Below are 12,233 nucleotides of genomic sequence, written 5' to 3'. Positions count from 1 at the left end.
AGATGTGTATAAGAGACAGTCTATCACCAGCTTAGGTGGTGAAACGGTTACACAAGGTTTACCTGGTTTGTCTAAAAACGTGTTAAACGGCACTTTATTTTACAGCTTAGATAATTTTGAAACCCGCCTTAATGTGCGTTACCGCTCAGACTTTGTTTCAGAGCAAGTGGCGATCAATGAGCAAGTGGTTAATTTTGATGCCGAGACCGTGGTCGATTTTCAAACCTCTTACCAATTTACTGACTCATTTGGCATGTTGCTGCAGGTCAATAACCTTACCGATGAACCAACCCAAAGTTACTTTGGCAATGAAAATATCACCGGTACTACCCAGTACTTTGGTCGTCAGGTTTATTTAGGTTTTACCTATAGTCACTAATAGCAAATTGGAGCATAAATAATGAATAAAATAACTAAATTGACTCATTTGCTATTAGCAGTGAGCTTAACACTACTGTTTGGCTGTGGAGGCTCAGGCAGTAGCGATGTAAAAGCAGGCCAAGCTTTATTGACTTGTGATGTACCGCAAGTCCCTAATGCAGCAGGCACTCAATGCGTTGATCCTGAACCTATCTCTTGTGACGCACCGTTATTTCCTGATGCGAACAATGAAAGCTGTACCAGTGGCTATAACCCCGACTTACCAGACCCTGTGGTATTCGCAGGCGAAGGTGAGGCTATTTTATTTTATAAGCGCGATGAAAATGAAGGGTACGAAGGCTATCGTTTACACTCTTGGAATACCGAGGGCTGTGATGCTTACGCGCCACCGTTTGATGCCACAGAGTGGCACGATGGTCACGAATACGACGGTATTGATCCTAACTATGGTGCTTACTGGATTGTGGCACTAAAAGACGGTTACACCGAGTGTGCTAATTTCATCATACATATTGGCACAGAAGGTTCAGGTAAAGCCCATGGTGATGTGGATTTAACTATGCCACTGATGCAAGACGATGAGCGTTTTGTACGTATGAACTTTACCTTTGACGGTGAGCCAACAGTATTTGAATACCCAGTAGAAGCGCTTGGCGAACGCCCCGTTGCAATTGACGGCGCATCAGCGCACTGGATTGATTTAAATACTGTGTTGTATAAGCCAAGTAATGAGCTTACACAAATCATTAAGCTGCATTCATCAGCTGACGCCGATTTGGTTGTTGATGTAGATACTGGCTTAAATGGTGAAGCGGTTGAATTAACTACAACGAGTTTAACCGATGCACAAGCAGGCAAAGTACCGCACTTAACTGATTGGACAGCCTACCAAGGCAATTGGGATACAGATACTGCAAAGCAACTTATAAAACAACAACTTGTCGTGGCGGGCTACGATGCAGATGGCAAGCTACTTGAAGCAAGTTTTGTGCAAACCGCCAAAGCGTTGGATGCGCTGTACACGCAAGGCGAAAACGATGCGAATGAAGCCATGCTGGGCGTGCATTATAACAATAACCTCATAGATGTATCCGTATGGGCGCCGACCGCGAATAACATGACTATCAATGTGTTTGACGCCGATAAAACTCAAGTACACAGCACTGCCATGACGTTAGACAGCAATACAGGTATTTGGTCTGTGAGCCTAGGTAGTAACTATGACCGTCATTATTACCGCTTTGCGTTTGATGTTTATCACCCTACTACTCAAGCGATTGAAAGTTTATGGAGCACCGATCCATACTCACTGAATGTATCAAGCAATGGTTTGTACTCACAGTTGATCAGCTTAAATGATGATGATACCAAACCAGAGGGTTGGGATGAGCGCATTGTGCCAACAATTACTAACCCAGAAGATGCCATTATCTATGAAGGTCATGTCCGTGATTTTAGTGTTCGTGATACGTCAGTAAGCGCAGCAAACAGAGGTAAATACTTAGCATTTACTGAGCTTGAAAGCATCCCTATGCAGCACCTTAAGCAACTAGCTGACAAAGGTTTAACGCATTTTCACTTACTACCAGTCACTGACATTGGCACCATTGAAGAAGATGCTGATAAGCGCGTTGAAATCACTGACACCCTAAGTAAGTTATGTGAGCGAATAGACGATGCCGCCGATGCTTGTAAAATCGAAGATAAAAACAGCATCATTGCTCATTTAATGCAAAGCTACTTTCCGGGTTCTGATGATACACAAGCACTTGCCAGCGCGATGCGTGATTTAGACGGCTTTAACTGGGGTTACGACCCGCATCATTTTATTGCTCCTGAAGGTTCGTATGCATCAAGTGCTGAAGGCGTTGCCCGTGTTTTAGAAACTCGTGCTATGGTGCAATCACTGCAAGAAATTGGCCTGCGAGTTGCACTTGATGTGGTGTATAACCATACAACGTCATCAGGGATTTGGGAAAAATCAGTCTTCGATAAACTCGTGCCTGGTTATTACCACAGATACAGTGAAATAACGGGCGATATTGAGCGTTCAACCTGTTGTGAAAACACCGCGACTGAACATGTGATGATGGACAAGTTTGTTAGCGATTCACTGGTTATTCTTGCTCGTGATTTTGGGTACGACAGCTTTCGCTTTGATGTAATGGGGCACATGCCAAAATCATCAATTTTAGCAGCGCGTGAAGCGGTGCAAGCTGTTGACCCTGACAACTACTTTTATGGCGAAGGCTGGGACTTTGGTGAAGTGGCTAATAACCGCTTGTTCACTCAAGCTAAGCAAGCCGATATGGCGGGCTCAGAAGTAGGCACCTTCAATGACCGCATCCGTGAGGCTGTGCGCGGTGGGGCGATGTTTAGTAATAATCCGACCGATGGTAATTTAGCAGACCAAGATACTCTGCGTTTATCGCTGGCGGGTAATTTACAAAACTATATCCTGAAAGACTTTAAAGGTAATTCGGCAAAAGGTAATAGCTTTAGCTGGAATACGCAGCCGACGGCTTATGCTTTAGACCCAGCAGACACCATTAACTACGTATCAAAGCACGATAACGAAACCTTATGGGATCAACTGCAATATAAACATGCAACAAGTATGATTATTGAGCAACGAGTGCGTGCGCATAATATGGCATTAGCAATTCCGTTGGTAAGCCAAGGTATCCCGTTTATGCAACTTGGGGCTGATTTACTACGCTCAAAATCAATGGATCGTGATAGCTACAATGCAGGGGATTGGTTTAATGCGGTAGATTTAACGAAAGAAAATAATAATTGGAATATTGGTTTACCTAATGCTGAGAAAAATCAACAGAAATGGCCTGAGATCATTAAGGTCTCAGGTAATCCACAAGCTGCTGCACAGCCGCAAGATATAGCTTACGCAGGGGATGTGTTCCAAGAGTTTTTAGCTATTCGTAGTGCCAGCCCATTATTTAGACTCACCACAGAGCAAGATGTTATTGACCGTGTAGGTTTTCACAATGTTGGTAAAAACCAGCAACATGGTTTGATTGTAATGAGCATTGATGACGGTCAAGGTTTTGCAGATTTAGATAACCAAGTTGACGCGCTCGTAGTAGTCATTAATGCCACTGAGCAAGCGCTTTCACATACAGTACCAACCGCTGCTGGGTTTGAATTACATCCAATACTTAAAAACAGCACCGATAGCAGTATGTCTGGAGTGAGCTTTACTGCCAGTGAAATCGACGGTACATTTACAGTCCCAGCTTATACAATCGCGGTATTTGTAAAACCACAAGGCGAGAGCCAAGGCGTAGGCTTAAGTGCGAATGCAACAGTGGGCGCGCCAGACGTAGTGCCTTTTGGCAGCACTGCAGTGTATGTGCGCGGTAGTTTAAATGATTGGGGCACAGCTGACAGCTTTGAGTATATGGGCAATGGTGAATACCGTGTCGCTATTACTTTAGCTGCGGGAGATTATGAATTTAAAATTGCCTCTGAAGATTGGTCGAGTGTGGATTTTGGCGCGCTATCTGACGCTGATCAAGATGTAATCGAAAATCAAACCGAGCCTTTAATGCGCAGTGGCGCGAATATGACCTTTAATGCCGCAATTGATGCAACTTATGTATTCTCGTTTGATGCCAGCGATAAAGACAATCCAACGCTGAGAGTTTATAACGAAGAACCATTCGTTGGCACGCCTGTATTTGTTCGTGGCAGCTTAAATGAATGGGGCATCAGTGATGAGTTAATCTATCAAGGTAAAGGCGTTTATACCGTTACTAAAATACTCAATGCAGGCAGTTATGAATTTAAAATTGCTGCTGAAGATTGGGATACCGTTGATTATGGATCAGGTGAAGCGGATGCAATCGTAACCGTTGCCGAAGATAAGTTATTAGCTGCTAAAGGCGCTAATATGATGATGGATATTGCAACCGAGGGCGAATATCAGTTTATTTTTGATGCCAGTGATTTGAATGCACCCACGCTGAGTGTATTTAATGCGCAAATGTTTGCAGACACTCAAGTTTACTTACGTGGCAGCTTAAATGGCTGGGGTACCGACAACCCCCTAATCTATCAAGGGAATGCTATTTATAGTACATCACTTGATTTAGATGCCGGTGATTATGAGTTCAAAATAGCCTCTGAAGATTGGAACACTGTGGACTTCGGTGGGGTAGGCGATGCACCAATAGTAAATATTAACGAGATAATGTTGCTTGAAGTGATAGGGGGCAATATAGCGCTGAGTATTACCGAATCAGGTAATTACACGTTTAAAGTGATTGGCCCAGATAAGGACAATATGAACCTACTTATTACTAAACAGTAGTGATTATATTTTCCTAGGCTTAAGCCGAGCATAACCCTGTATGCTCGGCTTTTTTAGTGCTAAAAGTGCATTAAAAGGCTTAACCTGAACTCTGGTAACGATATTTTATAATGCATTGATTTTAAATATTTTCATTTAACTTAAATTGTTTACGGCTATACATAAATAGCATGATGCCAGGAATGTATAAAATAACAGATAGCAGCAGCGTGTTTAGCCCCGCAGCATATACTAGCCATAGTCCATAAATACTGGCACCAAAGCCCATCAGTTTAATAGCAACAGAAAGTTTTTTTACAAAGGCTACTTTTACCATGTAAGCGGCCACTAAAAAGTAAGGCACTAATATCATGGACGTAGAAACAAGAACTAAGGTGTTATAGCTTTTACCGGTAAACAAAATAAGTACTAAGCAAAGTTGCACAGTTAGGCTGGTTAAGGTCAGTGATGCAATAGATGTCCCATTGCTATTTTGTTGCTTAAATATGTTAGGAAATGCCCCATATTTGGCTGCGCTGTTAGGTACTTCTGCAGCATAAATAATCCAACTTAAATAAGAGGCTAATACAGATACAATAAGTCCCGCGCTAATAATAACTTTACCACTGGTCCCTGTTATCATTGCCATAATGCCTGCCATTGAAGGGTTACTAAGTTCTGTAATATTGGCCTGACTCATTAACCCAAATGCCAACATGGTGATGGCTATATATAAAATTAGCGCAGCAATCACGCCTATAAATGTGGCAAGGCCGATGTCTTTACGGTTTTTAGCTCGAGCCGAAAGGACTGCCGCACCTTCAATGCCAGTAAACACCCATAAAGTAATTAGCATAGTGTTTTTTACTTGTTCAATAAAATCAGTTTTCACGCTGACATTACTTTGATTTGCTTTAAATATTGCAGGGTCAAAGTACGCGTAAGCAAAGCCTATAAATAATAATAAGGGTATCACTTTAGCTATGGTGCCAAGCAGGTTTACAAAAGAGGCTTGCTTAATGCCTCTAACAATAATTAAATGCACAGCCCATAAAATAATAGATTCACCGATAAAGGCTGCAAAAGTATTACCATCGCCAAATAGGGGGCGTTCTGGGGTATCAATAAATGCACCTAAAGCAGCAAACGCCACAACTAAATAACCAACAACACCAATGGTGGCACACAGCCAATAGCCCCATGCAGATAAAAATCCAGCAAGCTCGCCAAAACCTTCTCGGGCATAAATATAAATACCGCCATCAAGTTCAGGTTTAGCGCGAGAGAGTTGTAAAAAACATCCAGCAAGTAGCAAAATACCAACACCAGTAATAAGCCAGCCAACTAACACTGCATTTACGCCCGCAACTTCAGCCATATTTTGTGGCAAACTAAATATACCCGCACCCACCATGGCGCTAAATACCAGCGCGGTTAGCGCTATTAATCCAATTTTATTTTCTTTCATTTGACTGCTTATACTGTGTAAATTACTAATCTTTTAAAGGCGCAAAGTGATGGTTTAATTGAGCTATATGTTCAGGTCCAATACCACAGCACCCACCAATTAGGGTGGCGCCTTGTTGATGCCATTTTTTAGCCCACTCTAGGTATGAAAGAGGGGTAAGATCTTCTCGTACTTCATCTAAACCTTCGTTAGCCGTAGCTTCTTTAGTTTGTGGTGCAAATGCATTCGCATACGCACCTATTTGTATGTGCTCTGCCTGCCGGTCTTTTAAAACATCTAAGGTTACGGTTAAAGCATGCTCAATAACCTCTGGTTGGCAGCAGTTAAATAAAATGCCCGTTACCTTTGCATTTAGCATGGCAGTTACTGCATCTTTTACAGATTCGCCTGAGCGCAGAGTTGCTTGATTACTTGGTTGTTCATCTTCAAGGGTAAAAGCAACCCATACCGGTTTTTGGTTGTTGCAGATCTGGTTAATTAACGTGTTTATATCTAGCGCTTCTTGAATAAGGCTTTGCGTTTCTATTAGCCATAAATCAGCATAAGGCGCTAAACCTTCGATTAAAGGCGTTGCGATACGACTAAGTTGATCAGCTTGGTATAAATCTGGACGATAAGAACCAAACATAGGTGGTAAACTGGCTGCTATTTTAGTTCCCATATTATTTTGTATCACAGCGTCTTTTGCGGCTTGGCCAGCTGTTGCAGCAAGTGATTTGGCTGATTGTGCAAAGCGCTCTTCGCCAATGTGAAAAGGTACTAACGCATAGCTATTTGTGGTAATAATATTGGCACCACTTTGAATAAAGTTACTGTGTGCTTGGGTTACTTTTTCAGGCGCCTCTATTATGGCAAGCGCAGACCACTCAGGCTGTTGAAAGGGGGCGCCAATGCGAGTGAGTTCTCGGCTCATGCCGCCATCAAGTAAAGTTAAGGTGTGAGTTGTCATTGCGCTTCCTCTGTATGAGATAATTTATAATGGATGTTTAGACGTCTATAAATCCAATTGCGAGAATATAGAACACACGACCTGTTTAAACAACCCTTTGTGTTAATCTTTTAGTTTTATTGGCAGTACTTTGTAGTAGATTAACAATTTAGCTAAATTGCATTCAACTCAGTGATCACGTAATTTAAATGTTTAATCAATTTAAGAGTAAGCCATGAGTACCTCTATTTTAAAAAGTGCTAAATTCGATCCTAAAGTGAAATCATATTGGATGGTGTTGGGGATTATCACTTGTGTATTGTGTTTGGTGGGAATTCCATTTATCCCATTCGTCGCTTTCATTATCTGGCTGGTAGCAGGGCGAATATTGGCAGCTATGTCAGCTAACTTATTAGAGCGAAAGCTAGTTGTTAAGCGTGGGGTATTTTTTAAAGAGGAAAAGTCCATCCCACTTGAAAAAATAACCGACGTCGGATTAAGCCAAGGGCCGTTAATGCGCATATTTGGTTTGTATCGCTTGAGTTTTGAAACCGCAGGTCAATCTGGGCAGGGCGCTCTCGTGTCACTGCTTGGCGTAGTTGATGCCAGTGAGTTTCGCGAGGCAATCTTAACTCAAAAAGACAATCTAACCGCACAGCAACCAACTAAAGCTAACAGTGACGAGCCACAAAGCCAAGTAGAGCTAATACGCGCACTCACCTACAGTGTGAAAAACATCGAGCAAATGATGGTAACCTTACTGGATGAGAGAAAATAAAATTAGCTTATTATTGTGTTACGTTTGCACAAAGAGAAGAAAATGAGAAGTGAATGAGGGTAGAACAATAAATCAATTGACCAGATCAACATAGTTAGCATGTAGGTCGTCATTTATGGCGACAGTAGTGTAATTAACGCGCTAAAGCACGACCTACGCCAATCCCAGCGCCTAGAAATTCGTTGCCTAATCTCTTAACTTAGGTCTTTCCTCTAAAGCGCAGCGTCTCTTAATCTCTTAGTGAATAAATCATTTTAAGATTTTTGCATGCGTTATCGAAAGTAGATATTCGATAATCTAGGCTAATACATTAACTATCATGGTTCCTGTTGTTTTAACCCTCCCAAAGTGTCTTATGCTATTAGCTAAAATTATCTCTAAACTCCTTGTTTTGTACCTTTTGCAGGTGTATTTTAAAGCGATTTTATCTGAAAAGGATGCAGTTTTATTAGGGTTCAAAGTAGTTGATTTCTAATAGGGCGCTAATTTCGTAGCATATATTTGTGCTACACAAACACAGGGAGAGAAGTTAAATGGCTAGTAAAGAGTCAGCCGCAGTAATTTGGATGTTGTCAGATTCACTCATTTTAAGTGTGATGTTACTAATCGGTGGTTTTTTAGGTAAAGCTATCAGCCCATTCCAAGTTGTCTTTTTGGTTAATGTAATTGCTGCTTTTGCGGCGATTATATTATTCTCGAAAGGTAAATGGGAAAATATCAAACCCCAAAAAATGAAGTTACATATTTTCAGAGGATTGCTTGGTGTTAGTTCAACAATATGTTTGTTTTATGCTCTGCAATATTTAAGTTTAGCGGAAGTAACCGCGATTAACTTTTTTGTGCCACTTATAACGTCCATTTTGTCGGTGTTTATCTTTAGAGAAAAACCAAAAGCCTACGTCTATATCGCTATTATTTTGAATTTAGCTGGAGTGATGATGCTGCTTTCTCCAAAACTAATGGCGAGCCAAGTAACGCAGCAAAACCTCTATCTAGGATTGATCTTTGCACTGTCGGCGGTAGCTATTTTAGTTATTTATAATATTAATTTAAAGAAAATCGGCAATGCAGAGAAAGTTGTGCCTCAAATGGTTTTTGCTCCCCTCTATTCGGCGATTATCTTATTACCCGTCGCTATTTTTGTGTGGAAACCTTTAGATACAAATAGTGCTCTACTAATTATGCTATATGGTGGGCTCCTTATTACTAAACTTGCGGCACGTTTTTTCGCTTTTAATAAAAGTGATTTATCTAAGCTAATGCCGCTTGAATATGCGCAAATTCTATTTTCTAGTATTTTGGGCTACATTTTTCTTCAACAAACTCAAACTTTATTGGGTATCGCAGGCATTGTATTGATCGTGCTATCAAGTATCGCTCATGTTTTATTTATGCACTTTGAGAGAAATAGTCACACTAAGAATATGAAAGGAATTACAAATGATTAAAGCCGCAGTGTAAAATTCCGGCGATCAACTGATCGCCGGGCTGTTTTAATCTTTTACCTAGAACCTCTTTCCTAACACCTAGATACTTTACCCTTGAATTACTGGCTGACCTGCTAACATACGTAGTTCTTTACTGCGCTCGGTTAGCATTTCATAAGAGGCGGTTTTAATGCTGCTTACGTAATGCCAGTTAGCGGTTGTTTGCTCTGGGGTAAAGGTCACGGTTAAATAACCGCGATCGACGAGGTTGTTATAAACTAAATCATTAACCAATAACGCGATCACTTGTTCCATTTGTGCTGTTGCTTCTGCTCCTTGCGTGTTCAGTGCTAGGTACTCTTCAAGACCAGGCGAAGACACCGAAGAGGTAGCAAATTCTACACCGGCATTTTGTGACGCTGCAATTGGGTTTGCAGCATCAGTAACTAATTGCCCAGCCCAACCGTTATGAGTATCACCCGCTAAAACCACTAAGTTCTTTTGTGCGGCAATGGCAGTACCAAGCAGCACTTCACGTTCGTAGGCGTAACCATCCCATGCATCTAAATTGTATGGTGCAGTAGTATCAACTCGAGCGCGCTCGGCATCAGTAACAGTTGGATCGCCCGCAAGCACGCGGCCTTTGATTTGTGCAAGTTCAGCAAATAATGCCGATGCTTGTGCTAGTAATGCATTCGTGTCGCCGCCATTTGCTTGGCTGATTTGTAAGCTCACTAGTAGTTGCAGTACTTCAAACGGCAAATGCATTTTGGTCATCAGTACTTGTTGGCCAAGTACCTGCCATTTTGAGTTTGATGTTGTCATGCCATCAGTGAGCCAAGTAAGCTGCTCGTTGCCAAGTAATGCGCGCGTTGGTGAGCTTACTGCGTTTGCAAAATCACTTTGTCCTTGTGCACTGGTCAGGTCAAAATCAGCATAGTTTAGTTGCTCATCACGGGCGAGTACACGCGTGTCTAGCATGTATAAAGAGACTAAATTACCAAACTCAAAGCGACGGTAAATTCGTTCTTTATCTGCTACATTACGGATTGGCATCCATTCAAAATAGGCCTGTAGGGCATGTAGCTTACGTTCGCTAAATTCACCTTCGCCTTCATTATGGTTTTCTGCGCCATTTTGCCATGTGTCATTGGTAATTTCGTGGTCATCCCACACAGTAATAAATGCACAGTTACTATGCGCAGCTTGTAAGTTTGCATCAGTACGATAGTGAGCATAGCGGTTACGGTAATCAGCTAAGCTAATTATTTCGTCACTGTTATCTTCTGGCAGTAAACGGCCTAAAATAGCAGCATCTTGTGTTGCATAGCCATCATTGCCGTATTCATAGATGTAATCACCTAAATGCAATACAGCGTCTAAGTCTGTTTGCTTGGCTATTTCACCATACACATGGAAAAAGCCTGCGGGGTAGTTGGCACACGATATAACAGCAAATTTGACTTTATCAATATTGCCTGTTGGTAGTGTTTTACCTGTACCAATAGGCGAGGTTTTGCCATTCGATTTAAAGCGATAATAGTAAGTGGTGTTGGCGTTTAAGCCCTGTAAGTCGACTTTCAGAGTGAAGTCTGTAGCTGCACTTATATGTGTTTCACCATTGTGGCTGACATTAGCAAAGTCAGGGTCGGTTGCTGCTTGCCATTGTACTTTAATGCTGGTGGTTGTTGGATCTAGAGGGGTTACACGCGTCCACAGAATTAGGCTGTCGGCTAATGGATCACCACTGGCAACACCATGAGCAAAGTTCACGTCAAGAATGTCGTCATCTTCATCGTCAAACCGACAACTCGTTAATCCTAATGATAAAACGGCGACACCAAATCCTGCCGCCGAGGCTTTTAAAAAATTTCTTCGTGTAAACGTCATTGCTCTGTACCGCTAAATTTAAAAGTAAGAGCTTATCCGACCAGTATGACTTTTATGTGAAGCTGTTATGCCAATTGCATTAAAATACTTGGCAAATCTGTTCTGCATTACAGGTAATAACGGTGACATTTTCATAGCCAACGCGGGTAAGTGCTTCAGCGCTTAATGTTGCACGAGCGCCACTGGCACAGTGTAAGTAAATTGGCCGAGCTGGGTCTTTTTCGATTTCCATTAACTTCATTTCAAGTAAACCACGGGGAATATTAATTGCGCCGATCGCTGCTTTGGTTGCATGTTCGGCGGGTTCACGTACGTCAATTAATAGTCCTTTGTTGTCAGCAATTTCTTGCTTGGCCTGTGCAGCCTCAATACGGCGTTGATTTGGCGTAATTATTTTCATTAGATCTGGGATTGAAGTAAGCATGTTATTCCTCGAAACCTAGTTTTTTTAAAAGAGTGATCATCGGGCACCATTTACTAAATGCTGATTGAATTAAGTTTAGAGCAATAAACACTGTAAACCAAATCCACAATGGATCATGAAATTGCTGTAGTAACAATGATATGCAAATCATTACACCTGCTATCAAGCGAAGAGCATCGTTTAGTTTCATGGTTAACCTTAGTAGTTGTGATAGTTGTCATTTAATATATTAGATAAATCTACATTAGTAAATTATAATATTAGACTTTTCTAATATAGCTAACTATAATCTTGCGGTACTTTGAATATAAGAGTGGAACTATGACTATCGACTTTGCAGCTATGGCTAATAACGTAGAGCATGCTGAGCAGCTATTAAAAATTTTAGCAAATAAAAACCGTTTAATGATTTTATGCTGTTTGCAGGAGCGTGAAATGAGTGTTTCTGAATTAAATGCAGCTGTACCACTGGCACAGTCTGCTTTATCGCAGCATTTGGCCGCACTACGAAAAGCAAATATTGTTAGTACTCGTCGCGAAAGCCAGACCATCTATTATCGGGTGGTTAACGACAACGCACAGGCTATGTTAGCCACGCTCTATGGTTTGTTTTGTAAGGAATAAGCAA

General features: G+C 41.5%; 9 protein-coding genes and 1 pseudogene. 5 read left to right on the top strand and 5 right to left on the bottom strand.

All coding sequences use genetic code 11. The features are described 5' to 3' along the window. Positions 1 to 379, top strand: a pseudogene (locus ENH88_RS11505) (TonB-dependent receptor); the annotation flags it as partial. Between the two features lie 21 nt (positions 380 to 400). Continuing rightward, positions 401 to 4,711, top strand: coding sequence for an alpha-1,6-glucosidase domain-containing protein (locus ENH88_RS11500; RefSeq protein WP_304182398.1), 4,311 nt, complete (start codon positions 401 to 403; stop codon positions 4,709 to 4,711). Between the two features lie 121 nt (positions 4,712 to 4,832). Here ENH88_RS11500 and ENH88_RS11495 read toward each other — a convergent pair whose 3' ends face one another. Beyond that, complete coding sequence (locus tag ENH88_RS11495) at positions 4,833 to 6,158, bottom strand: basic amino acid/polyamine antiporter (protein WP_304182397.1); 1,326 nt, start codon at positions 6,156 to 6,158, stop codon at positions 4,833 to 4,835. 25 nt (positions 6,159 to 6,183) lie between these two features. Then, positions 6,184 to 7,107, bottom strand: a complete 924-nt coding sequence (locus ENH88_RS11490; RefSeq protein ID WP_304182396.1) for a homocysteine S-methyltransferase family protein — start codon at positions 7,105 to 7,107, stop codon at positions 6,184 to 6,186. A gap of 214 nt (positions 7,108 to 7,321) precedes the next feature. On the opposite strand from ENH88_RS11490, the gene ENH88_RS11485 reads away from it, so the two are divergent. Both ENH88_RS11485 and ENH88_RS11480 read left to right on the top strand, forming a co-directional pair. Further along, positions 7,322 to 7,864, top strand: coding sequence for a PH domain-containing protein (locus ENH88_RS11485; RefSeq protein WP_304182395.1), 543 nt, complete (start codon positions 7,322 to 7,324; stop codon positions 7,862 to 7,864). 533 nt (positions 7,865 to 8,397) lie between these two features. Next, the gene (locus ENH88_RS11480) at positions 8,398 to 9,312 is read left to right on the top strand and encodes a DMT family transporter (RefSeq protein WP_304182393.1); all 915 of its coding nucleotides are present in this window, start codon (positions 8,398 to 8,400) and stop codon (positions 9,310 to 9,312) included. A gap of 87 nt (positions 9,313 to 9,399) precedes the next feature. On the opposite strand, the gene ENH88_RS11475 is transcribed toward ENH88_RS11480, so the two are convergent. The 3 genes from ENH88_RS11475 to ENH88_RS11465 form a co-directional block, all read right to left on the bottom strand. Next, positions 9,400 to 11,181 (bottom strand): alkaline phosphatase D family protein, encoded by a 1,782-nt coding sequence (locus ENH88_RS11475; RefSeq protein ID WP_304182392.1) that lies wholly within the window; start codon positions 11,179 to 11,181, stop codon positions 9,400 to 9,402. Between the two features lie 79 nt (positions 11,182 to 11,260). Further along, positions 11,261 to 11,605, bottom strand: a complete 345-nt coding sequence (locus ENH88_RS11470; RefSeq protein WP_304182382.1) for a rhodanese-like domain-containing protein — start codon at positions 11,603 to 11,605, stop codon at positions 11,261 to 11,263. A 1-nt stretch (position 11,606) separates the two neighbouring features. Further along, positions 11,607 to 11,795, bottom strand: a complete 189-nt coding sequence (locus ENH88_RS11465) for a YgaP family membrane protein (protein WP_149983085.1) — start codon at positions 11,793 to 11,795, stop codon at positions 11,607 to 11,609. A 131-nt stretch (positions 11,796 to 11,926) separates the two neighbouring features. Here ENH88_RS11465 and ENH88_RS11460 point away from each other — a divergent pair, with 131 nt between their 5' ends. Then, positions 11,927 to 12,229: an ArsR/SmtB family transcription factor gene (locus ENH88_RS11460; protein WP_304182380.1), complete on the top strand. Its 303-nt coding sequence runs from the start codon at positions 11,927 to 11,929 to the stop codon at positions 12,227 to 12,229. The last annotated feature ends 4 nt before the right edge of the window (positions 12,230 to 12,233 follow it).

The sequence above is a fragment of the Pseudoalteromonas prydzensis genome, assembly GCF_011050055.1.
Taxonomy (GTDB): Bacteria; Pseudomonadota; Gammaproteobacteria; order Enterobacterales; family Alteromonadaceae; genus Pseudoalteromonas; species Pseudoalteromonas prydzensis_A.
This window is presented reverse-complemented; position numbering and strand designations above follow the sequence as displayed.